Consider the following 24,864-nt stretch of genomic DNA (forward strand, 5'->3'; position numbering starts at 1 on the left):
ATGCTTCCTATTAATATGCTTTTCCCCAATACACCATGGTCTTCGCAGGTTTTCCGCAGCATACGCAGGTATCCGCCACATGTTCCTGTTCGAAAGGCATACATCTGGAGGTGGCCGTGGTCTCTTCCTTGATCTTCAGCTCACAAGCTTCATCCCCGCACCACATAGCTTTGACAAAGCCCGGTTTGTTTGCGATCAGTTCTTTGAACTCCTCGTAGTTGGCCGCCTGATAGGTATGCGCATCCCGGTGGGCTCTGGCACGCTCCAGCATCTCCTGCTGCATCGTCTCCTGCACCTGGGCCAGCTTCGTCTCGATCTCATCCAGGGAAACGACGATCTTCTCTCTGGTATCCCGGCGGACGATTACCGCCTGATTCGCTTCCAGATCCTTCGGACCGATCTCGATCCGGGTGGGAATCCCCCGCATCTCCTGCTCGCTGAATTTCCAGCCGGGGCTCTTGTCGGAATCGTCCACCTTCACGGAGAAGCTCTTCGCCAGGCGGTCTCTCAATTCATAAGCCTTGTTAAGAACGCCCTCTTTGTGCTGGGCGATGGGCACGATCATAACCTGCACGGGAGCGATTCTCGGCGGCAGAACCAGGCCGCTGTCATCGCCGTGTACCATGATAATGGCACCGATGATTCTGGTGGACATTCCCCAGGAGGTCTGATGGACGTACTGGAGCTTATTGTCCTTGTCCGTGTACTGGATATCAAACGCATGGGCAAATCCATCCCCGAAGTTATGGCTGGTGCCTGACTGCAGCGCTTTTCCATCGTGCATCAGGGCTTCGATGGTGTATGTGGAGTGGGCGCCGGCGAATTTTTCTTTGTCGGTCTTCTTCCCCTTGATCATCGGGATCGCCAATATCTGCTCGCAGAAATCCGCGTATACATTCAGCATCTGGATCGTGCGTTCTTCCGCCTCTTCTTCGGTGGCGTGAGCCGTATGGCCCTCCTGCCACAGGAATTCCATGGAACGCAGGAAAGGCCTGGTCGTCTTCTCCCAGCGCACTACCGAACACCACTGGTTATACAGCTTGGGAAGGTCCCGGTAGGACTGGATGATATTGGAATACATATCACAGAATAGTGTCTCGGATGTAGGCCGGACGCAGAGACGTTCCTGGAGGGGTTCCATGCCTCCGTGGGTCACCCAGGCTACTTCCGGGGCAAATCCTTCCACGTGGTCTTTTTCCCGCTGCAGCAGGCTTTCCGGTATGAACAGCGGCATATATACATTTTCAACGCCGGTCTCTTTGAACCGCCGGTCTAATTCTTTCTGGATATTTTCCCAGATGGCATACCCATTAGGGCGAAGGATCATACAGCCTTTCACATTGGAATATTCTATCAGTTCCGCTTTTTTTACTACATCGGTGTACCATTGCGCAAAATCTTCCTCCATGGAGGTGATGGCTTCCACCAGTTTCTTTTCTTTCGCCATGATCTTTTCTCCTTTATAAGTTCTCCTTCCTTTAATTATTACTATCCGTGGGGATTTGTCAAGTTCTTTTATGGAAAATGGAGAGGATATGCCGGAGAAAGACAAAAGGGGACATGTCCATTTCGGTTGGTTCTTCCCCGGGTTAGGGGCATGCCCGCTGCTTAAGGCAGGGGACAAAGACGGTATACGGGGAGCCTCCCGGCCGACGGGGCCTTTTTGTCTCCCCGGAAGCCCATAGGGCGGCTGTGCAGCGCTTAGGGGAATCGAAAAGCCGGGTTCAGGATGCCCGGCGGACTTCACGTCCGACGGGCAAGAGCCTCTGAACCGGGAACACCTCACGTGTTCCTGGTGAATAGGCTCGGTTCCTGAACCCGGCTTTTCGATTCCACTTAGCAGCTGCCAGCGCAAGCCCTCTGCGCTTCCGGGGAGACAAAAAGGCTCCGTCGGCCGGGAGGCTCCCCGGGTACCGTCTCTGTCCCCTGCCTTAAGCAGCGGGCATACCCCAAACCCGAGGAAGAACCAACCGAAATGGACATGTCCCCTTTCCTTAATTTCGAATCGATGCGAAATCATTATCCAAACTTTCGCACAGCCCCTCTACATCCATCTCGTTCTCCATCGAGTAATTCAAAATGGTTTCATAGAAGATCTGATAGTATTCGTCGGAAAACAGCGTCAGGCCTGAACTGTTCCACACCTGCTCAGCCGGATAGGACTGGATATCCATAAGCCCGTCGGAGAAGCTTAAGTCCACTCCCTTTGCCGTGGAGATCTTGAATCCGTTGGTGGCGTAGCTTTCACCGGATTCCTTGCTCAGCAGCCAGCTATAGAATTTTTTGCCGGCTTCCAGTTTATCCGTGTCCGTGCTGTTATACAGGCAGATTCCGTTTCCGGGCCTCAGGATCATCACGGCGCCGCTGGGGTCATCGGTGGTGGGCATCGCAAATACTCTGACGTCACAGTCGGGATTTTTCGCGGTGATCCCGTCAATGGCCCAGGAACCGTTGGCTACCATGGCTGCTTCTCCGGTGGCTACCATATTCTGGGCGGTGTCCCAGTTGGTTCCGAAGGGGTCCTCTCCCCAGTAGGGCTTGAAGCTGAAATAATTTTTGATGGCTTCCTTGAATTCTTCGTCATCCGCGAAATGGGAGGTCAGGTTCATTTTGTCGGTGAACCAGTCCGGGGTGCCGAACACCGGGAACCCGGCCACATCCACGTATTCCTGAAGGCCCCAGAGTTCCTGCATGGGAGCGGCAAAGGGCTGGACTCCATTCTCCGTCAGGACCTCGCATATCTCTTTTAATTCAGTCAAGGTGGTAGGTACTTTCAATTGGTATTTGTCAAAAACAGCTTTGTTATAAAAGATCGCATACCCGTTCACATCCAGGGGAACCGCGTACTGCCGGCCCTCAACCTGACCGTCGGGGAGATAGCTCGCATCGATATGATCAAGCCCTTCTATATCCGTTACATCATACAGATGGCCGGCTTTTGCATATTCCTCATAGTACACCTGGCCCGCCAGGTCGAAGATCATCGGGGCGTCGTCAGACGCGATTTTTGTTTTCAGGGTCTGGTCGTAGGTATTGTAAGGGACGGTTTCCACATTGATATGGATGTCCGGGTTTTCCGCCTCGAAGGATTGGATCATGTCGTCGACCCATACTTTAATCCCCTCTTCCTGAAAATGATGCAGCCAGGTAATTTCCACCGCTTTACCGGAGCTCTCTTTTTTTACCTTTTCCTGCCCGGCATCCGTCTCCTGTGCATCGGCAGCCGAGCCTGTATTCTCCTCTGCTCCCCCGCTGCCGCAGCCGGTCAAAAGTCCCGCCGCCAAAACCACAGTCAATAAAATCCCCATTACTCTTCTTTTCATGATTTTTCCTCCTTTATATCACCAGGTTTTTGTAGAATTTCTCTCGTTCCCGTATCGTTTCTTTCTTGATCAGTTCTCCGGTTTCCAGAAAATAATTCGTCATTTCCCAATCGGGAATTCCGGCTCTCCCTCCGATGCTGGCGCACTTAATGGCGGATGCCGCGCTGGCAAACTCAAGACACCGGCTGGGTTCCATCCCTTTTATCCAGGCGCTTAAAAATGCTCCGTGAAACACATCCCCCGCTCCGGTAGTATCTGCAACCGGCAGCTTGTGAAACGCCGGAATGCGGATGTAGCGGCCGTCGATCACCGCCTCCAGCCCCTGATCCCCCAGGGTCACCGCTGCCACACGGCAGCCTTTTTGGGCAATCTCGTACAGGGTGTCCCGAAATGGCTTCCCCTTGGATCTTACCTTAAAATAGGCCTCGGAGCCAATATAAATATCGATCAGGCTCTCCATTTCCATCAGGGCATCGGTCTCATCCGGATATGGGTCCGCATCCATAGACACGGTTATCCCTTGGCTCTTAGCGAACTGCGCTGCCGCGACGGATACGGCGTCCGGCGTCTCCAGATGAATCGCTTTGGCCTGTTTTAAGAAGTCCGGGTCCAGTTCTTCCGGCATAAGCTGCTTAACCGTCGGCCTCTCTCCCAGGAATCTTCGGTTGGGTGAGCATTTTTCCGCGATACATACACAGTATCCTGTCTTCCCCTCCTCTCTTTCTTTTAACTGTTCCACCTGTATTCCATGACGTATAAAATCCTCCCGGACAAATTGTCCCTTGGCATCTTTGCCGACCGTACCCGCCACGGCGCATTCCATGCCAAGCCTTGCCGCCGCAGCCAGCGCGGTGCTCACCTTCCCGCCGCCCTGGCTGCTGTAATCCAGAAGCGTCGTAAAGCTGTTCTCGTCCGGTATCTGTTCCACCACCAGGAGCAGATCCTTGATGGGTTGCGCGATTCCTATAATATCCATGCCGAACCTCCCTAACTTTTTACCGCGCCGGACGCGATTCCTTCTATTAAATACCGCTGGCAGAATACGAAGAAAATCAGAACCGGCAGCATACAGACGATGGAAGCCGCAAACGCCACCGCGTAATCGGTCGTATGCTCTCCGAAAAAGTAGTATTGTTTCACCGTCAGGGTCCGTACCTCTTCCTTTTGCAGCAGAATCAGCGCGATATTAAAGTCGTTCCAGAGCCACATCACATGCAGGGCCGCAACCGTGGCCGTGATCGGTTTTAACAGCGGAAACACGATCCTGAAAAATGTCTTATACGGTCCGCAGCCGTCGATCATCGCCGCTTCCTCAAGCTCCCTCGGAATGGATTTTACAAATCCGACATAGAGGAATGTAGCATAGGCAATGCTGGTTCCGGTCAGGATCAGGATCATTCCGAACAGGGAGTTCTGAAGCTTAAGCGCCTTGTACATCTTATAGATCGGAATCATCAGGATCTGAAAGGGAATCATCAGGGATGCCAGATAGATTTTATCCAGACACCGAAATGCCCGGTTGGAAGCGGCATGTCTGGCAATCGCGTATCCTCCCATGGAAGCGCCCACGATAATCAGCGCCACGGATGGAAACGTAACGATGCAGCTGTTGATCAGGGACCGGGTAAAATCACTTCGTTCCATAGCCTCCGTATAGTTTTCCAGATGCAGGGCCGTCGGGAAGCTTAAAATGGAACGCGAGATTTCCTGCTGTGTCTTCACGGAGGTTAGTACGGCCATGAAGATAGGAAAACAAAATAGTAACATCAGTAGGATGGTCAGCGCGATAATAAAATATTTTCTTTTCATCAGATCTCCACCTCTCTTTTCCGAAAGAAGGAAGATACGGCGCTGCCCAGGAGCACAAGGGCGATCACAAACACCAGGGAGATCGCCTGTCCGTACCCGGCCTTGTTGTAGCGGTACAGATTCTCAAAGATATAGATGGAAATGGTTCTGGAAGCGCCGCCCGGGCCGCCACCGGTGCTGGACAGGGTCATGGCGAATTCCCGCAGCCAATTGGTCAGGGTCAGCGTGACGCACACGGTAAAGGACGGGGTTAGAAGCGGCAGCGTCACATGGCGGAACTTTTGTCCTGGGCCGGCTCCGTCCACGATGGCCGCTTCATAAAGGTCGGTGGGTATATTTTTCAGACCGGACAGATAGATCAGCATATTGATCCCGCACGTATTCCAAAGCCCCATGACGGTGATGGCGAAGATGACCCAGTTTCTGCTGCCCAGCAGGTTCTTAATGTGGAAGAGCTGGGACAGCACCTCCCGGTAGATGAACCCCCATAAAAATGCCGTCAGCACCGCGCTGAAGCACACCGGTACGAAGAACAGGATCTTCGCAGCATTGCTCCATTTTCCGGTCTTTTGATTGACCAGCAGGGCCAGGCCCAGGGATATCACATTATTCCCGACGGTGCCGAAGAGGGCAAACAATAACGTGTTGCGCACCGGAGCCAGGATTCTCTTGTCGCTGAACATACGGATGAAGTTCTCGAATCCCACATAGTTATAATCCTTTGTGATTCCGTTCCAGTCCGTAAATGCAATGTTGATTCCCAGTAAAAGGGGGATCGCGATGGCAAATGCGAAGAAGAATAAGCCCGGCAGCAAAAACACATATTTTGAAACCGCTCTGGAATGGATTCTGCGTTTTTTCATTTCATTCCCTCCTCAAGCAGCGCATGGACGACCCCTATATCAGAGTGGACCCACAAGCCATGGTCGCACTCGTCGCCTGTCCGAAGCCTGTCGGTTACAAATTTCATATCCGCCTCAAAATGCCCTTCCGCCACTTCCAGGTATTCCTGGTGGCGCAGGTTCTGGAAATTGGAGGTGCGCACCCCTGTGGTCATGCCCTCGATGGTATCTTTACGGATCAGGTTCAGGCGGAAGCCTTCGCCTGCCAGATAGAAACTGCCATTTCCTTCATATACAATCAGCCCTTTTCCCCGGACATGATAATGCTCATCTTCTGTGTGGGCCGCATCCAGATAAGGCCTGGTATCCTCCGCGTATGGATCGTCCAGAGGGTTGGTGCAGACCACACGGCCCACAAAATCACCGAAATCAATGTAATCGAAGGCGCTGCCTTCATACTGGGTCACTGCATATAAACGTCCGGTGCCCTGGTATTTTTGAATCAACGGCGCCGCCGCCCTTACGATCCGTACCATATTTGCATATTCCTGCACGCCGGGTTTCAGATTCCCCTCCCGATCCGTCAGGCTGTCGATTCCAAAGCAATGAATTCCGCACAGGCCGAATTCTACAATACCCCGGAATGTGTTTACCGCGTTCATGACCGTTGCGCCGGATTCGGGAATGTAGAGGGGATTATCCGGCCCTGCATACTTCTCACAGATGTTACCGTACATCAGGTAATCGTTATAATAAATATCCGGGCAAATCGCGTCGATATCGGGCGTGAACCGCTTCCACAGATCCAGCACCCGGCTGGCAGCGCCTCCGGACGGGTAATCGATCCCGGCTACCCGGTTATACATTTCTCCCAGCCACACGTTGACGTAGGCAGGGATCCCGAATTCCCGTTTGCCTGCCGCGGATACGGAATTGATATAGACCGCGAAAGCATATGCCGTGCATATCTCCGCCGCGTAGAAGCCGAATACTTCTTCCCAGTCCCCCTGGGTCCTTCCTCCGTGCTCCAGCCATATTTCCCGAACCTTAGATCCGCCGGCCCGCCCCGCTTGAGCGCAGGGGCCTGGTTCCTGAAGCCAGTCCATGACCGCCTTTGGCACCCGGCTTTTATACGCCCGCTCCCCGATGTCGGAATAATCCCTGGGCGTGCCGATTTGGCCCGGCTCATTTTCGATCTGTACGCCGATTACGATCCCTTTGGTATCGTGAGATTTTAGGTAGGCCAGCAGCCTTGAAAAGGCGCGGGCATCGGCCTGCCTGTTTTCTTCACAGTGCGGGGATAGCACCCGGGTCTCAAAGTGCTGTATGGTCTGTACCCAGCGGAATCTCTCTTTTTGTGTTCTCATCCAGACCGGTATGTATTGGGAGGCGCCGTTTTTCCAGGAGCCGAACCAGAGCAGGATCAGATGCATGCCGTGCGCTTCGGCCTGCTGCAAAAGCATATGGACCTGGGAATAGTCATACACCCCTTCTTCCGGTTCCAGCAGGTTCCAGAATACCGGAGCGGCTACCGTATTAAGGCTCAGCGCTTCGGCCGCCTTCCATGCCCTGCGCATGGTTTCTTCCGAATAGGAGCTGGAGTTGTGTACCTGCCCCCCTAAGGAAAAGAAGGGAGTCCCGTCCCTGTTATAAAATAGGTTGTTCATAAGATTTCCTCCAAGCTGTTTCCGGTTGTCCCGGGCTCTGCGGTACATGTGGTCAGCCTGCATTTTTCCGCAATATACGCGGATAATTTCTCCCTTGCATACTCCACATGGCCGCAGGCCCCGTCCCTTTCCATTTCCTGCTCGAAATACTGCCCCGTATACTTCTGGTTTAAATAGGAAAATTCCGTGCCCACATTGAATTTATTGATCCCATTATGAAAGGCTTCCGTCAGCTGCTCCTTCGGGATACCGCTGCCGCCGTGGAGGACCAGCGGGGTTTTTACCGCCTGATTGATCTTCTTTAGGCGTGTGATGTCAAGCTTCGGCGGCCTCGTATAATTGCCGTGGGCGCTGCCAAAGGCAATCGCCAACGCCGTTACGCCCGTGGCTTCCGCAAATACTCTGGCTTCCTCCACCGGCGTGTAGAGATCGGATACTATATAATCCCCCTCATTGGCCGCCTTTCCTACATGTCCCAGTTCCCCCTCCACATCCGCTCCAAAAGCCTTCGCCGTTCGTACTACGGAAGCGGTAAATGCAATATTCTCATCCAGGGGAAGCAGGGAGCCATCCGCCATAACGGAAGGGAAGCCGGCTTTCAGCGCGCGGACAATATATGCAAAATCACTGCAATGATCCAGGTGAATCCCCACCGGGATGCGCACCTGCCGCGCCTGCTCCTTTACTAGGGCAAGAAACCCTTCCAGGGAAACGTATCCCGCCATTTCCGGGTACAGCATCACAATTACCGGACGTTTTGCTGCTGCCGCCCCCTGGACGGCGGCGGCGATCATCGCATAATTCATAGCGTCGAAGGCGAGAACCGCCGTCCCATGCCGGTCCGCCTCGGCCAGTATATCCCGCACCCGTTCCAGACTCATAAACCTCTCTCCTTTCGTTCCGGTATATCCGGGTTATCATAGATCAGATCCAGATACCTGCAAGCTTCCTCAAATTCTTTGCGGAAATCGCCATAAATTCCCACCACATGATGAATATAGGGGCCGTAGATGAATTTCTTTTCCCATTTTACCCAGTCATCCACCTTAAGCCAGACATAATTTCCGTTCGTAACCGGTCCCTCCACCGACTCGCCGCAGCCGGCAAAACACCGGTATTCCCCGTCGGCCCCGTCAAACCGCAATACGGTAACGACGCCCTTTTTCAGCGGGTAGAAGCCCTGGCCGGACTCTGTCACATAACCGGGTACCGAAGGTTCCCTTAAGGATTTGGCGAACGGCCCGCAGTGCCAGAGCAGCTCGGTGTTGTCCTCCTGGGGATGCCTGAGCGTTAAGTCGGCCGTGAAGGAGGGGGCCGTGTAACCATTGGCCGCCACCGCCAGCGCCGCGGTCACCGCCGCGTGAATATCCAGTTCGCAGGCGCAGGGGATGCCCCTGTCATTGATGTCCCCGAAGAGGAAGCACGGCGAGAGGTCATACCGGCTCAGGATTTCATGCCAGCACTCGCTGGCGATGGAAGTGCATCTGTACCGGCGGGCCAGCTCCATGATTCCGATCTCTACCGCGGCCATAGTCTCCTTCTTCTCTCCCAGTCTGTCCAGATTGATATCGCGTTCCATATCCCGGACCAGTTCCTGAATCTGTTCCCGTTTTTCCTCCCGCACCTTTCGGATCGTATCGAAAAGTTCCGTGGCCGTCACAGGTACGATCTCAATATGATATTTTTCCAGAAGCTCCGCCTCATTGATCATGACTCCCAAAAACTGCTGGGGGCGCACGCTGATCTGCAGGATCCGCAGTCTTTTAAAGGCGGCCACGATCCTTGCGGTTCCCAGGAAACCGGCAAACTCCCGCTCAAATACCGGATCGTTCAACCGGCAGTTTTCTATGTAGGTAAATTTCACATGATAGCGCATCAGCACCTTGGAGGCCGCAAACAGTCCGCATTGTGTATCCGTGGGACGCCAGTTAAGGCCGTCGGGCATTTCGTCCCGGGGGCCCCAGATCAGGGTCGGAACCGACAGTTCACCGGCCAGTTTCGCCACTGCCTCCTCCTGTCCGAAATTGCAGAACGGTATAAATAAGGCATCGATCTCCTCCTGTTTAAAATACCGGGCCGCCACAAGGGCGTCCTCGTAATCCGTCAGCAAAGTATCGGCCTTGATCCGAAGCGTCTCTTTTCCAAACACGACTTCTTTGTCACGGAAGGTCAGATGCTCCGTCGTCACCACATCAAAATCATATTTCCCGGATAATTCCCTTACTTTCTCCAGGATGAGACGGCTGTTTTCAAACGCCTGCGGCGCGTTCCAGGAATCTCTTCGGGTAACGGCGATCCCAATCTTTAATCTTCTGCTCATAAGCTCCACGTCTGTTCCTCCTTATCCGGGTCTTCCACGATGGTATTGTCAAAGAAATTCAGAAAAAACGGCAGCTGGTCCGTAAAGTTTCTGCTGGCCTTCTCAATCCTTTCCTCAGCTTCCGCGTCGAGCTTTTTCGAAACGGCATTCAGGCTCTGGGGAATCTTTTCCTTGTGACGGAATCCCACGATGGGGGCCGTGATCCCTGTTTGATGAGCTACCCAGCTCAAGGCCATTTCCGCCGGCGTCCATCCGTTTTCACCGGACAGCTGTTCCAGCACCTCCACCACTTCCACCGCTTTTTCGTAATACGGAGACTGGAAGATCGGCACGCGGCTCCGGTCATCCGTGGGCTTGTTATCTCTGTGAAACTTTCCGGTCAGCAGTCCCTGGGCCAAAGGGGAATAGGGAATCACGGATATATTCTGTTCCCGGCAAAAGGGCAGCAGTAATTTATCCGCATACCGCCACAGCAGGCTGTAGCAGGGCTGAACGATATCAATCTTCGCATACCGCATGGCTTCCCTGGTCTGCTTCAGGGAAAAATTGGACAGGCCGATGGCTCTTATTTTCCCCTGTTCCTTCAGCAGGTTAAAGGCTTCTAAAGTTTCTTCGATCGGTACGGTTCCGGTGTAATCCGGATAATGGACAAAATAGACATCCAGATAATCGGTCTTCAGACGTTTAAGAGAATCCTCACAGTTTCGTATGGCATCCTCATAGTGCATTTCCATCTGCCACAGCTTGCTGATCACACAGCAGTTCTCCCTTGGTATCTTCTGCAACGCCTGCCCGAGCACACATTCGGAATGGCCCAGGCCATAGATGTAAGCAGTGTCAAAGGTATGAATCCCCAGATCATAGGCAGTCCGGATATTATCAACCGCCTGTTCATCCTGGCTCTTTCCCCAGTATTCATCGCCGCCCATCTGCCAGCAGCCATATACCAGATCTGATATGGGAATACCGGTATCGCCGATTTGTTTCATGTAGAATGACCTCCTTCTTGTCCTGCCGCCCGGCAGGCCCGCCTTGACTGTTTTTCTTTTTTCTGCTCACAATATAGCCGAAACTTCAATGCGCATCCACACTCTTTGTGTATCATGCATAAAAACGGGGTCAAGTTACATGGATTTCTGCTGAAATTATATAAGGATTCGTATATAATAAACCGTAGGATCGTTAACAGGACGGAGGACAGCATGAATAGAAAAATCTTTGTTCCGCATCTTATCACATATATCACAGCAATCTGGGCAATCTGCCTGGTGGCCTTTATCACCAGATGCCAGCTGCAGTTGTTTCATCACGCGCTTTTTGTAAGGCAGAGCCGGCTCCATGTAGACTGGGTCATCAATCACAGCCTTATTTTTAAGTTAACCGCCTCCATCATTCTCTGTGTGTTTGGGATCGGCTGTTATCTGATTCACCTGCTGGCAGTGGAAAATAATATTTTTCTGTATTTATCCAGACTCTGTTTTTTATCCTCCGGTATCATCAGCTGCGTGTGGGAGATCAATACGATGTTCACCACTCCTAAAACGGACCGGCTGATCTGGATCAAAAGCGGGGATCTGTTCCTGATCCTGTTTTCCGTACAGGCCGTAACGCTGCTGATGCGTTTTCTCATCAAAAATGTGAGGCCCCTTTTTTCAGTCCTGCTGTACGGATTGTCCCTGCCTTTTGCGGCCGCTATGGTCCTGCTGCCCCCGGTAACGGCTTTAAAGGCGCTGCACGTCTATCTGGTTTTGTTTTTTATATTCGGGATCTGCCTCTACGGGTATCTGCTTTTGCTGCAATGGGGCCATATAGGAAAAATGCTGTTTACCTCAGCGCTGCTTGTGTTTTTGGGTTATACGGTTTTCACGATCGTTAAGGTCCGGGACGATCCGGGCCTCGTTCAGTATCACAATTATCTGCCCCGTATCCTGCTGCTGTTGCTAATCTTTCTTATCTTCCTGTTCTCCTGCGGATTCCGGGAATACCGGAACCGGATCTTTTATAATAAAACCCTGAACCGGAAGATTCACGAGGCAAATCAGTTTAAAGAAGAGACGCTGGACCACATCATGAAATTCACCCAGGCGCCGCTGAACCGGATTAGCGGATTGAGTGAAGTACTTCTGGAGGACACCGGCGGGAATCTGCCGGACGCCCAGAAAAAGATCCTGGTGCAGATGCAGTCCGTGGTAAAGAATCTGAATACTTTAATGGATAACCTGCACACATACAGTATCCTGCAGGGGAAAACAGTCTCCCTGGATATGATGAAAGTCAGCTTCTCTACCATCCTGGACATGGCCATCGACGAGATCGTCACCGGAGATGAGTTAGTTTCCGCAGACCGTATTCATTATTCCATGGTAAATACGGAAGACTATATCTATGGGGATCCCTATTATCTCATGCAGGTGAATTATAATTTTCTACTGGCCCTTCTGGACATCCGGAATCAGGAACCTGTCCGTATCCAGACCAGCAGGCAAAAAGACCGGTTATGGATTCGGATGCAGGTTACCATAGGAGAGGGGAAAATGAAGAAGGTGCGAAGAATACTGCGCATTTTAAACAGCCGCTCCGCACATAACCGGGAGAATTTAAACAGCGAAGAGGAACTGACGACCATCATTGCGAGGAATCTCCTGCTCATGCAAAACGGGGAACTCAAAGCGTACGTTTCTAATCAGAATTTTTTTATGATCCACTACTCCATACCGTTCTGGAACGATCAGGGACAGATCTCGCCGCAGACGGAGAGCCCTTCGGCTCATCCCTCCTCCGGCTATAAAGTCATCCTGATCAGCACGCTGCCGGAACAGATCGAGCTGGTAAAATCTTATCTGGAGTATTCCGCCTACGATCTCGTGATCTTCCACACTTCGGAGGACGCGCTGCAATACCTGGAGCACACCAGGCATATCGGGGGCATACTCATTGGCACTACGTTTTTAAAAATGAGCAGTCAGCAGATCATCCAAAACATCCGCCGGCAGTTTTCCCTGGGACAGATGCCGGTGATCCTGATCCGAAAAGAGATGTTCGGCCAGCCGACCGATCCGGTTTTGTCACAGATCAACGACATTTTGGTCGAACCTTTTACCCGCAAAGAGCTGCTTTGGAAAATCGAATGCGCGGTTTATCTGAAAAAATCAGTCTCCATGGCCCTTAAGTCCCGCATTGATTTCCTGCAGTCCCAGATGGACCCGCATTTTATATTCAACGCCATCAGCACGATCATGCCGCTGTGCATGGAGGCGCCGGATAAGGCCTATGACCTGCTGGACAGCTTCAGCAACTATCTGCGGGGCAGTTTATTTGCGGGGGAACTGCAAAAAAGCGTATCTTTATCGAAAGAACTGGAACTGGTGCAGGCTTATTTAAAAATCGAGACAGCCCGTTTCCATGAGATGATCTCTTATGCGATCAACGTAAACTGCGACGACTCTACCAAAATCCTGCCTTTGATGATTGAACCAATCGTGGAAAATTCCGTGAAACACGGCAGACGGGGAACCCATAAATTGACGATCCTGATCGATGTGATACAGGATGACGGCTGGATTTATATACAGATACAAGATGACGGTGCCGGGATCTCCCCGGAACGCCTGGAACAGATACGGCAGATGAATACGCAGACTTCCATCGGTCTGGCCAATCTGATCAAGCGGTTGAAGCTATACTATAACGAAACCCTGAATATCATAAGCGAGCAGGGGCAAGGAACCACTGTCTCCTTCCGGATTCCATGCCATGCGGCTGATTTGCAGGAAACCTGACATACCGATCAAACACGTTTGTAAAAGAATGGAGGTTCGCAATGATACGTGTCATAACGCTCGACGATGAACAGCTTGCTCTGGACAATCTGAACTTTATCTTAAAAAAGTTCCCGGAACTGGATATCATCCTATCCACGACGGATGCCAATACCGCGTTGGATTCCCTGCAAACCATGAAACCGGATCTGATCTTCGCCGACATCTCCATGCCGGAAATCAACGGAATGGAAATCGCGGAAAAAATCCTGGAATTAAAGCTGGCCACGAAAGTCATCTTCATCACCGCCTATGAGCAATACGCCCTGGACGCGTTCCGGGTCAACGCGGTGGATTATATCTTAAAACCGGTCACTACCTCTAAAGTCCGCCACTCTCTGGACAAGATCACCTCATTGTCCCAGGGCCGGCCGGACCCGTCCTTGAAGGCCCATGGGGAATTCCGCATCATCGGCACCCAGAATAACCGGTTTTATATCATCCGCCCGGAGGACGGGCAGTTTATCAAGATGGAACTGCGGGATCTGATTCTGGTCACCCAATCGGGAGAGTACGTACTGCGGCACAGCATCTCCTACTGGGAGGAGAACCTGGTTCCCTATGGGTGGTTCCGCTGTCATAAGGGCTATCTGGTGAATATGAATCAAATCGAGGCGATCTATCCGATGTTCAATTCTACCTATAACGTAAAAATCAAGAACCAAAAGGAGGCCATCCCCGTCAGCCGGACCTACATCAAAGAATTCCGCGCTCTGTTAAACATCTGAGAAGCTGAAAGGAGTCAAAAGGGGACATGTCCAAACCGGCCGGAATCGGAAAGGGGACATGTCCAAATTGAGAGTTCCTCCTGGGGTTGGTTTGCCCGCTGCTCAGGGCCGTGGGGGTGACGGTATCCGGGGCGGCTCCGGGCGGCTGGGTTCTTCGGTGTCTCCCTGGAAGCGCATAGGGCGGCTGTGCATACGCTTGGTGGAATCGGAAAGCCGGGTTCAGGATGACCGGCGGACTTCACGTCCGACGGGCAAGAGCCTCTGAACCGGGAACACATCACGCGTTCCTGGTGAATAGGCTCGGTTCCTGAACCCGGCTTTTCGATTCCACTTAGCGGATGCCAGCGCAAGCCCTCCGCGCTTCCAGGGAGACACCGAAGAACCCAGCCGCCCGGAGCCGCCCCGGATACCGTCACCCCCACGGCCCTGAGCAGCGAGCAAACCAACCCCAGGAGGAACTCTCAATTTGGACATGTCCCCTTTCCGATTCCGGCCGGTTTGGACATGTCCCCTTTCCTATTCGGGATAGGCAAGCCTTTCGAACTCTTCTTTTTTCATAGGCCGGTAATAGTAGAAGCCTTGGGCCAGCCGGCCGTTCAGTTTCAAGAGGATATCCGCCTGCTCCTGCTCCTCCACGCCCTCACAAATGACCATCAGTCCCAGTTCTTTGGCCAGCTGAATCAGATTTCTGATGACCGTTTGTTCCCGTTCAGCCCGGATACCGTGGACGATAAAGCTTCGGTCCATTTTCAGTACATCCGCTGTCAGCTGCTGCAGCTGGCCAAGCGAAGAATACCCTGATCCGAAATCATCGATCGCGATTCGAAATCCCTTCTTTTTGAGCTGTGGAAGCAGCGTTTCGATCACGGCCGGATCTTCGATAATCGCGCTTTCGGTTATCTCCACGATCAGAAGCTGATGCGGAACCCGGTATTGGTCCGCGACGGCGCTGATGCGCTCCGGGAAATCCGGCTGTTCAAAGTGCAGCCTGGAAAAATTGCAGGAAACAGGCATTACCTTAATATCCTGATCCATCCACTTGCGCATGGATCTGCATACATCCTCGAACAGCCACAGGTCGACGGCTGTGACCATACCGTTTTTTTCAAACACAGGGATGAAGGCGCCCGGCATCAAAAGTCCTTTTTCCGGATGGTTCCAGCGGATCAGGGCCTCGCTGCTGATAATCCGCCCGTTTTCCATATCAACCTGCGGCTGATAGTAAACCTCCAGTTCACGCCGTTTGAGCGCAGGACCCAGCCTGTTTTCCAGCTCTTGCTGAAATATAGCCTGCTGGCGCATTTTTTCATCATAGCAGATGATATCACAATTAGGATTATTTTTTGCATTGCGCCTGGCATAATTGGAGAAATCCATCATTTGCTGAATGCCTGTCTCTTCCGACGGACCGATCAGATAAGCGCCGTATACCACCCCGATCTGATACGGTATCCCGGTCTTCTCCTGACGCCAGAGATCCAACTGGCTTTTGATACCCTCCAGCCGGGTCAGCAGTTCCTCCCAATCCGTATATTTCATCAATATCACGAAGTTGTCCGCGGATACCCGTCCGCACAGCTCATGGCCACGTTGATTTTTCCGCAATATATCTGCCAGTCCGATCAGCACTTTATCGCCCACACCAAATCCAAAATGATCATTTATCAGCCGGAACTGGCATATATCACTGTAGAGCAGCGCATAATCCCCCCTGCCCTTCTCATGTGCCAATTCTTCCCATTTTCGATAAAAGCCATTGATATTATACAGTCCGGTCAAATCGTCTTTGTAAAGCAGCTCCTGAATTCTTTGATTACTTCGAAGCGCGTTCTTTAAGTTATGGCTGATCAGGAAAATAATGATTCCCAGAATCAGGCAGATACTAAGAATAATAGCCAGCATGTGCTGTCTGACCAGCTCCCCGAGGCTGACCCTGCCGCTTTCCGCCATATAATGGATCAATGCAGTATCTATCTGATCACCGGGCATATATTGGACGCATTTGTTTATTATGGAAAATAGGCGCTGGTCCGCATTGGAGGAAACACCCACACACAAATCATTGCTGTATTTGCCCAGAGGCGCCGCACTCAGGCCGGCAAACTGCTCCTCTTCCAGATAATAGCTGGCAACCTGCATATTCATGAAAGCGGCGTCCGCGGTTCCGTTGTCCACCGCCTCAAGGCATGCTTGGGCAGAGGAATAAGTAATTATCTCCAGATCTGGATTATCCTTTTCCACATTCTCCGACAATTGATATCCTTCCGGCTCCGCCAGACGTTTTATTTCCACATTTCCCGGCCGGGTAATCATTGCGGTAGGCGTCCTCAGAAAATACAGTGTGGAATTTATCTGATTTCTTCTATCCCAGAGATAGTCGCCGTCGGACACACACAGGACGTCGATGCTTCCTTCTTCCAACAGTCGAAGCGCTTCCGGCTGCGGATGTGCCTCAAAGCGGAATTGAAGCCCGCTGTTATTGGCGATAAAGTTCAAGATATCCGATGTAACCCCAGTAAATCCGCCGTTATCGGGATCCGTGTAAGATAGAGGCGCAAAGTCCGGATCATAGGATGCCACGATTGTTCCCGCCTCGCGGATAAAATCCTGTTCTTCGTTGGTGAACACCGGTTTTTGATTTGCACTCGGCGACAAATATTTGTCATATAGATCCATCTCATAGCCAGGGTTGCCGAGCAGGATATCGTTCATCGCCCGGTTTAATTCTTCCAGCAGATCCTCCCGCTGCTTCGACACGGCAATATAAAGAGGACTGGGAGAAAATTGGGCAACACTCCGGAACGTACTGTTTTTCCCCAGATGGGTAATCGCCACCCCGTCCAGTGTACCTTCGTCCAGGGCAGCCAACAGCTTATCTGTCTCATCATACTCATGAATCTGAAGGGTAATACCGTGCTCCTGGCAGAAGGCTTTAAAATTCTCACCATCTATACCGCCGCTTATGATACCCACATGCATGCCCTGAAAAGCTTCGAAATCCTCATAATTATATCTTTGGTCATCCGGGCGTACATTCAAAGTGGTATAAATATTACACATCGGCTGCGTACTGAACAGCATCTGATCTGCCCGTTCCTCCGTATAATAGACTGCTGGAAGCAGATCGATCTCTCCCCTGATAATCATCTGCAGCGCAGACTCCCAGCTAACGGTATCGATCACCTCATATTGGAGGCCGCTGTGTTTGGATATCTCCTGCAAGAACTCAAAATTGTAGCCCACGTATTCCTCGTACTGATTCCGGGACATATAGTCTCCATCTTCATAATATCCGACTTTCACAGGCATTCCCACATTTTTCTCCGAAGCCTCCAGAGGTAAAACCGTGCCGAGAAACGTGAAAAGGATGATAAGAAAACACGTTAAGCTTTTATAAAAGTTTTTCATTGTCTGGCGCACCTTCACTGTCCTTGCCATTTATTGACAAAATGGCTTCTTTTGCCGCATTTTTTACTATAATATAGTATAACTCATGTACGCAGAAAAAGTAAGGCTCAAGTATAAACTCATCCAGGCAAAGCTTCTCCTTTTAGACGTCCAAAAACACTCCGGATTAAGACCTGAATTTTTCCATCTTATATAGCCCGTGCCGATCGAGTGCTTTTTTGTGATCTTTATAGGTATAACCCATCTTTTCATAGAATTGACAGGCGGTGATGGAGGCGCCGATTTCGGTTCTCGTGGAAGTCAGGAACAGTTCATCTTGTTCCAGCGTGTCTATGATGATTCTTCCGATTCCTTGTCCCTGGTGTTCCGGATGCACGAATATAGTTGCCAGGCCGCATTCCGTCAGGCTTCCGTCGAGATGTTTGACAGAACCGGTGCCGACTATTTTGTCTTGCTCGCAGATGACATACATGCGGGCCTGTTGAGCTATACGGCATATTTCTTCCGGCGTATGCTTTTGGGCCAGGCGCTCCATCTCTTCCAGGCCGTAATCTTTAATATTGACTTCCAGGAAATTTCTTTGTATGAGGGAGGCTATCTCCGGCGCGTCTTTTGTTTCGAATCTTCTTATAGTAAGCATGCTGCTCATTCCTCCGCCGATAAGTTATGGGGCTTTATGTACCGTTAAGATCCTTGCGTGTTCTAATATTATAGCATTATAGCATACTTCATTGCTTTTTGGCGATCACTCCATCGTGGACTACATATTCTGTTTCGATGATTTTTGATTCGAATTTATAGCGCTCGGAGAGGATCAGGACCGGCACGCCGTATCTGCTCAGCTCGATAATCAGCCGGTCCGCCACGTGGTCCGGCTCGTCCTTTAGGAAGGGGGAGGAGATAAAAATTATGAGCAGTTTGGGTTTGCATAAAATCCATTTGCAGAAGGCCAGCTGCATGATCTGTTCCTGGGTCAGGCTTTTTACTCTTTTTTCCAGGTTCAGTCCGGGCATCAGCTTTTTGACGTAGTCTTCCGCCAGCTTCCTGTATTTTTTATGCAGGAAAAAGCCGGTGTTTTTCAGGCACAGCGGGTAGCATATATTTTCCACAATGCTTAAGTTTTCAAATAACAGATTGTCCAGGTCCGCAAAATCGACGCAGCCGATCTCTCCCTTGGCGATCGCCCGGCTTAACACATTCAGGTTGCGTACTCTGCCCTCATAAATAAATTTTCCGGAAACCGGGTTGGCTCTGCCGGTGAATACGTTTTTGATTTCTATGTAATCTCTGCCGCTCCGGCAGTTGATTTCGGCGATTTCCCCCTTGGACAGCTTCATGGAGAATTGGCGCAGATGTCCGCAGCAGATGTCCTTAGCCTCCAGCACGGTGCCCTTAAAACCGTCGAAAAAACGGGCGTCTTTCTTTTGCAGCAGCTCGCTTTGGCTGGATTCCCCGTCCGCATTAATTAACCGGGCGATCTCGGAATATTCGATCTCGGTTCTACTGTAGCTGCCGACGCCTCTGCCTTTTTCGATGACCTGCACCCGGTCTAACGTATTAAGCGAGATATTATTAAGCGACTCGATCTGACAGATGGCATAGCCGATCTGGGCCAGCCGTTCATATAGCTGCCTCAGCTTATTGCGCTCCTTGGAGCGCAGCATCCCGTTGATGTCCGATACGATAATCAGCTTATGATGGCACGCCACCGCGTGCAGAATCTCTATCTGAAGCCGTTGGAACGTGGTCAGGTCCCGGACTCTCATATGCAGCGGAATATCGATGTCAAAAAATTCCATCAGCCTGGCGGCTACTTTCTTATGCTTTCTGCGTTTGATGAAAAAACTGGGTATAAAGATATTATCCACGATCGTCAGCGACTCGAACAGCTGCGAATTGCCCGAGATGACCGACGTGGTCTCCGATATCAGCTTCCGGTAGCTGTTATTCCGGTCTTCGGCGGCAATCCTTTGTTCATTGTAATAAAAATCGCCGGACACCAGGCTGTTTTTGCAGCGGAAAAACTGGATCAGCATCTCTTTTTCAAAGGAATCGTCGGTGATGATACCGCTGATTTCCCCTTTGCAGAAATGCAAAAAGAAAGGCCCTTTTAGTATCCTTCCCTGTCTGATGAACCCATTATGCATTCTGAATATTTCCTTCTTCATATCCGCCTCTTATCTGTCCGGCGCCGCCGAATCCTGCGTCTGCCTGGGAATTGTAATTTTCACGTTGGTTCCCACTCCCGGCGTGCTGAAAATATAGATGCCGTATTCGTCGCCAAATAAGAGTTTGATTCTCTGGGAAACGTTTTTAAGGGCGATTCCCGTGTGCCCGTTTTTCAGTTTTTTCTCTTTTTCGGCGTCGTATTTTTCCCGCGACTGAAACGGCGTCTCGTTTAAGGAGTCGTTTAAAGCCTGCAGCTCCTTCTCCGGCATGCCCCGGCCCGAATCCTTGACGCTGATAAATAGATGCGTTTCCGTCTGGTCGAAGGTAATCGATATTTTCCCCCTGTTCACCTGCGCTTCCAGACCGTGCCGCACGCTGTTTTCCACGATTGGCTGCAAGGTCAGCTTCGGAAGCCTCAGATTCCGGATCTGCTCCTCGTCGTCCAGGAAATTAATCTCCAGCTTCAGATCGTCGCCAAACCGGTACTTTTGGATAAAGAAGTAATTGTTGATATTTTCCAGTTCATCGTCCACCGTCACCAGAAACTGTACGTCGGATATGGTGTAACGGAAAAAAGAGGACAGCGCCTGAGCCACATTGGCCAGGGATTCCATCCCGCTTGTCAAGGCATCACCCCGCATCGCCTCCAGCGTGTTGTAGAGAAAGTGAGGGTTAATCTGGTTTTGTAAAGCCAGATATTCCGCCTGCTTGTTCGCTTCCTTTAACAGTTCCTCCCGGTTAATCAATTCGTTGATATGGTTGAGCAGATTCTCCTCCTCGGTCAGAAACATATGCGTGGACGGCATGATTTTTAAGCTGCTCGTCTTCCCGTTCATAAACTCGTTATAGGACTTCCTAAGCCCCTTGATCGAGGTCTGGATCCGCAGCAGGTATATGACCAGGAGCACGCCCCCCGTCAGGAACAGCAGGGTACTGACCGCGATATACAGCTTACTTCCGCCGTTAAGCAGCATGTATACGGACACCAGCAGGTCGGCGCAGACAAACACGATCAAAGCCCCCATTACAACGTTTAAAAATTTGGATATCGTGTAGCGTTTCACAAAAAAGCCATCTCCTTACGCAGCCCGCCTGCAACATTACGCAAACAGCTTGCGGTATTCATTGGGCGACACGCCGGTATATTTTTTAAACCGCTTCGTAAAATATTTCGCATCGTTGAAGCCCACCTCCTCGGCGATTTCATTGACGCTTTTATTGCGGTTGATCAAAAGCTCCTTGGCATGCTGCACGCGTGTATAGGTCAGGTAATCGATCAGCGATTTTCCCACCTGCTTCTTAAATATACTGGATAAATAGGTCTCGTTCAAGCCCACATGCCTGGCGATCTCCTCAAGCTTCACCGGCTCCATGTAGTGTTCCTCGATATAGAGCTGTGTCTCCCGGATGGGTTGTGTGTTCTGGTCCTCCTTTTCCTCGCAGCAGCGCTTCAGCAGCATCTGGAAAATCTCGCTCAAATAAGTAAACGCGCCTGAGATGCTGTAAAAATACTCCTTCTGCGAAATCAGATTATCCTGGGTGAATTCTTTAAAATCCGTGAACGAAAAGGTCTGTATGCCTTTGAAAAACAGCCTGACCAGCATCTGGTAGATTTCCAGCACGATATTGCCGTCGATTTTTCCCGAAAACCGGTAAAGAAACGTCACAAGCTCGTTGATCTCCGCCGCCACCGCTTCCCCGTCCGCATCCACCACGCCCTTTAGAAACTGCTTGCGGAAATTATCATTGATAAAATACGACGACTCAAGCTCTGCTGCCGGTATGTCGCCGTATTTGATGATTTTATTTTTCCCTTTCATGATTTTATAGTGGATGCAGGCATGGCATTCCTGCACGCAGCCGCTGATTTCACTAAAATCGCCGCACACACTGCTGATGCCGATTGTAAAGTTAATCTTCTGAAGGATGTCGTTGACCACCAGCAGCTTGTTTTTCACCTGGTTCAGCTGAATCCTGGCCTGTTCAAGGGAATCCCTGTCCCCGTTCAGCAGGAAAAAAAAGCTGTTGCCCGAAAGCGCGGTCACAATCTCTATGTGATCGCCTTTTAGTTCCCCCACCACAATGTCCTTGATTTTATCCTTTAAAAAGTCCTGGACGGAAGCCGAATTTTCCTCGTTGCTCAGTATGAATTCCACCTGCAGAAGCTGCCACGCCTCGCCCTGGAATTTCAGATGATATTCTTCGATAAACCGGCTTCGGTTATGTACCTTCGGCGCCTGTTCCGCGTCCTGCAAGATAAGCGTCAACAGGTTGGCTTTGATTTCCCGCATGGATTTGAGCGCCAGGCTTTCTTTTTCGAGCGGCAGCGCGATCTCCCGGTCGATAAGCTCCATCCCTTTTTGCAGGGCGTGTACAAGTTCCTCCTTTTGAATCGGCTTCAGCAGATAATCCACGACTCCGTAGCGCAGCGCCTGATGGGCGTAAGGAAACTGGCTGTAACCGGTAATAATGATGACCTTGATTTCCGGACACTTATCATATAGCTTTTTAATCAAATCGATTCCGCTAAGACCCGGCATCTGGATATCCGTAATCAGAAAATCCGGCGATAACTCCTGACACATCTGAAACGCGCTGCTGCCGTCATGGGCAAAGCCAATTACTTCGAGTCCCTGCGCCTCCCAGTCGATCAGCGCTTCGATCAAGCGGCAAATATGCTGTTCGTCGTCCACTATGATTACTTTTCTTCTAGCCATGTCCATCACCTTTTCTTTATCTTTGCACAGCGAAAGCGCCCATTTTGAAGGCGCTTCCCCAGAAACGAGCACTTTTACTAAAATTTATAAATCGGTATCTCGTAACCAGCCAGTATGCGGTTCAGTTCATCCATCTGTTCTTTGGAAGGCGGGGTCAAATCCTCCAGCGGATAGGTCCTGCCCAGACTATAATATTTTCCGCGCCCCAGCTTGTGATAGGGAAGAAGCTCCATGCCCGTCACATGAGTGCATTCCCTGGCGACAAAGCGGGCAGCCGCGTCAATCGCCTCCGCTGTATCGTTAAATCCCGGAATCACCGGAATGCGGATAAACAGTTTGTTTCCATAGGTTCCGGCCATCCGGTCGGCCAGCTTGATATTCTCCAGTACCAAGTCATTGCCCTGTCCCGTCCATAGACGGTGTTTTTCGCTGTCCATATGCTTGAGATCCATGAAAACAGTATTCAAATAGGGGAGAACCTTTTCGTAATCCTCTTTGTCCGCATAGCCGCAGGTCTCGATCGCCGTATCGATCCAGCGCTCCGTCAGCATGCGAAGCAGCGCATAGGTAAATTCCGGCTGGGCCATCGGCTCGCCGCCGGACAGGGTCACGCCGCCGCCGGACGCTTCGTAAAACGGCACGTCACGTTTTACTATATCATAGACCTGTTTCACCGTCATCGTTTCGCCGGTCATTTTTCTGCATTTTGCATAACAGGTTGTGGTGCAGGCGAATGGGTGCTCCCTTGTATGGCAGTCTCTGCAAATACTGCGGTCCGCATTGAGATCATCGCCGATCGCGCCGTAGGGGCAAGCCCTTAAGCAGTTTTTGCAGCCGAAACATTTGTCCGGGAAAAAGCTCATTTCAGGAGCGAACAACTGGGTCTCAGGATTGCTGCACCAACGGCAGCGCAGGTAGCAGCCTTTTGTAAAAACCGTGGTTCTCACCCCTGCTCCGTCATTGATCGCGTAGCGCTCGATGTTAGCCACAATCCCGGAGATCTCTGATAACTGCCCGATGTCCTGCGTTAATAATTCATCGCGGATCATATTTTTATCCCTCCGCCTCCGTTATTTTCTCTTGTAAAGCAGCACCGCCAGAACAATGACCACGCCCTTTACAATCATCTGCGGGTAAGATGCAATCCCCATCAGGTTCATAATGTTATACAGCACGCCCATCAGCATCGCGCCGACAATCGTCTTGGTCACGCTGCCGGAACCGCCGCTCATAGCTGCGCCGCCGATGACCACCGAAGCAATCGCGTCCATCTCATAGCCGTCGCCCACGGTGGCGGTCCCCATGCCGAGACGCCCGCACAGCAGGATACCGGCAATGGCGAAACACAGGCCTCCCAGCGCGTAGCTGAGCACCAGATACGTCTTGACCTTAATACCGGCCAGGTAGGCGGTCTCTTTGTTGCCGCCGATCGCATAGATGCCCCGGCCAAACCTGGTGCGGTTTAATACGAAGAGAAATACGAGATAGACAATAATCATCACCAGCACCGGGTTGGGAATTCCAACGGTAGTGCCCTTCACCCAGTTTGGCAGAAAGGTTCCGTCGATACGGCGGTTCTGCCCGGTCTGGTACATGTACGCCGCGCCTTTTAGAATGGTCGTCATGGCCAGCGTCGCGATAAACGGAGCGATATTCAAAAAGGCCACCATCGAGCCGGAAATGGAGCCGATCACAAGCGCCATCAGCAATACGATAAAAATCGAGGCAATGCCGTGTCCGCCCTGTATCAGCCCGGCCGTCAGACAGACGGTGATACACACATAAGCGCCGGTTGATAAGTCAATGCCGCCGGTAATAATAATTACAAGCATCCCGATCGCGCAGATGGCGTAAATCGAATTCTGAATCAACACGGACATCAGATTGTTCTTTGTAAAAAATGCCGGCGACAGAAAGCAGCTTGCAATAAACAGTATGATAAAAGCGATGATTACGAAATTGGATAATGCAAAATCTGCAACTTTTTTCAATCTTTCTTTTCCTGTTTTCACAATATTTTCCTCCATGCGTGCGTTTTCCCGCACATATAGGTATAAGTTCCT

18 protein-coding genes are annotated in these 24,864 nt (G+C 51.1%); 2 read left to right on the forward strand and 16 right to left on the reverse strand.

The annotated features are described in order from the left end of the window. Positions 1-10: 10 nt before the first annotated feature. The 9 genes from proS to KTH89_RS07440 form a co-directional block, all read right to left on the reverse strand. A complete protein-coding gene (gene proS / locus KTH89_RS07400; RefSeq protein ID WP_238721233.1) occupies positions 11-1,447 on the reverse strand; it encodes a proline--tRNA ligase in 1,437 nt (478 codons plus the stop codon). 547 nt (positions 1,448-1,994) lie between these two features. Continuing rightward, positions 1,995-3,323 carry an ABC transporter substrate-binding protein gene (locus KTH89_RS07405; protein ID WP_238721234.1) on the reverse strand — a complete coding sequence of 443 codons (1,329 nt, stop codon included), beginning with the start codon at positions 3,321-3,323 and terminating at the stop codon, positions 1,995-1,997. Positions 3,324-3,336: 13 nt separating this feature from the next. Further along, a complete protein-coding gene (locus KTH89_RS07410; protein WP_238721235.1) occupies positions 3,337-4,299 on the reverse strand; it encodes a carbohydrate kinase family protein in 963 nt (320 codons plus the stop codon). 11 nt (positions 4,300-4,310) lie between these two features. After that, complete coding sequence (locus KTH89_RS07415) at positions 4,311-5,132, reverse strand: carbohydrate ABC transporter permease (protein WP_158348355.1); 822 nt, start codon at positions 5,130-5,132, stop codon at positions 4,311-4,313. Beyond that, positions 5,132-5,995, reverse strand: coding sequence for a carbohydrate ABC transporter permease (locus KTH89_RS07420; RefSeq protein WP_158348357.1), 864 nt, complete (start codon positions 5,993-5,995; stop codon positions 5,132-5,134). Before KTH89_RS07420 ends, KTH89_RS07415 begins: the two co-directional genes overlap by 1 nt. Next, positions 5,992-7,641 carry a DUF5597 domain-containing protein gene (locus tag KTH89_RS07425; protein ID WP_238721236.1) on the reverse strand — a complete coding sequence of 550 codons (1,650 nt, stop codon included), beginning with the start codon at positions 7,639-7,641 and terminating at the stop codon, positions 5,992-5,994. Before KTH89_RS07425 ends, KTH89_RS07420 begins: the two co-directional genes overlap by 4 nt. Further along, on the reverse strand, positions 7,638-8,522 hold the full coding sequence (locus KTH89_RS07430) for a class II fructose-bisphosphate aldolase (RefSeq protein ID WP_238721237.1): 885 nt from the start codon (positions 8,520-8,522) through the stop codon (positions 7,638-7,640). Before KTH89_RS07430 ends, KTH89_RS07425 begins: the two co-directional genes overlap by 4 nt. Continuing rightward, positions 8,519-9,970 (reverse strand): L-fucose/L-arabinose isomerase family protein, encoded by a 1,452-nt coding sequence (locus KTH89_RS07435; protein ID WP_238721238.1) that lies wholly within the window; start codon positions 9,968-9,970, stop codon positions 8,519-8,521. Before KTH89_RS07435 ends, KTH89_RS07430 begins: the two co-directional genes overlap by 4 nt. Beyond that, positions 9,958-10,950 carry an aldo/keto reductase gene (locus tag KTH89_RS07440; protein ID WP_158348365.1) on the reverse strand — a complete coding sequence of 331 codons (993 nt, stop codon included), beginning with the start codon at positions 10,948-10,950 and terminating at the stop codon, positions 9,958-9,960. The genes KTH89_RS07435 and KTH89_RS07440 overlap by 13 nt, the downstream gene beginning before the upstream one ends. 213 nt (positions 10,951-11,163) lie before the next feature. Here KTH89_RS07440 and KTH89_RS07445 point away from each other — a divergent pair, with 213 nt between their 5' ends. Together KTH89_RS07445 and KTH89_RS07450 are read left to right on the forward strand one after the other, a co-directional pair. Beyond that, positions 11,164-13,740: a histidine kinase gene (locus KTH89_RS07445; RefSeq protein WP_238721239.1), complete on the forward strand. Its 2,577-nt coding sequence runs from the start codon at positions 11,164-11,166 to the stop codon at positions 13,738-13,740. 41 nt (positions 13,741-13,781) lie between these two features. Then, entirely contained in the window at positions 13,782-14,507 is a 726-nt protein-coding gene (locus KTH89_RS07450) for a LytR/AlgR family response regulator transcription factor (RefSeq protein ID WP_238721240.1), read from the forward strand. Between the two features lie 516 nt (positions 14,508-15,023). On the opposite strand, the gene KTH89_RS07455 is transcribed toward KTH89_RS07450, so the two are convergent. The 7 genes from KTH89_RS07455 to KTH89_RS07485 all read right to left on the reverse strand — a co-directional run bounded on the left by KTH89_RS07455 (position 15,024) and on the right by KTH89_RS07485 (position 24,813). Next, positions 15,024-17,915: an EAL domain-containing protein gene (locus KTH89_RS07455; protein ID WP_238721241.1), complete on the reverse strand. Its 2,892-nt coding sequence runs from the start codon at positions 17,913-17,915 to the stop codon at positions 15,024-15,026. A gap of 166 nt (positions 17,916-18,081) precedes the next feature. Further along, positions 18,082-18,555, reverse strand: a complete 474-nt coding sequence (locus KTH89_RS07460) for a GNAT family N-acetyltransferase (protein WP_238721242.1) — start codon at positions 18,553-18,555, stop codon at positions 18,082-18,084. Between the two features lie 88 nt (positions 18,556-18,643). Continuing rightward, positions 18,644-20,083, reverse strand: a complete 1,440-nt coding sequence (locus KTH89_RS07465; RefSeq protein WP_238721243.1) for a sugar ABC transporter ATP-binding protein — start codon at positions 20,081-20,083, stop codon at positions 18,644-18,646. 9 nt (positions 20,084-20,092) lie between these two features. Continuing rightward, complete coding sequence (locus tag KTH89_RS07470; RefSeq protein ID WP_158348374.1) at positions 20,093-21,148, reverse strand: sensor histidine kinase; 1,056 nt, start codon at positions 21,146-21,148, stop codon at positions 20,093-20,095. Between the two features lie 36 nt (positions 21,149-21,184). Next, a complete protein-coding gene (locus tag KTH89_RS07475) occupies positions 21,185-22,801 on the reverse strand; it encodes a response regulator transcription factor (RefSeq protein ID WP_238721244.1) in 1,617 nt (538 codons plus the stop codon). 77 nt (positions 22,802-22,878) lie between these two features. After that, positions 22,879-23,850 carry a glycyl-radical enzyme activating protein gene (locus tag KTH89_RS07480; protein WP_158348377.1) on the reverse strand — a complete coding sequence of 324 codons (972 nt, stop codon included), beginning with the start codon at positions 23,848-23,850 and terminating at the stop codon, positions 22,879-22,881. 21 nt (positions 23,851-23,871) lie between these two features. Beyond that, entirely contained in the window at positions 23,872-24,813 is a 942-nt protein-coding gene (locus KTH89_RS07485; RefSeq protein WP_238721245.1) for an ABC transporter permease, read from the reverse strand. Positions 24,814-24,864 lie beyond the last annotated feature (51 nt).

This window comes from Diplocloster agilis, assembly GCF_019042275.1.
GTDB classification, from domain to species: domain Bacteria; phylum Bacillota; class Clostridia; order Lachnospirales; family Lachnospiraceae; genus Diplocloster; species Diplocloster agilis.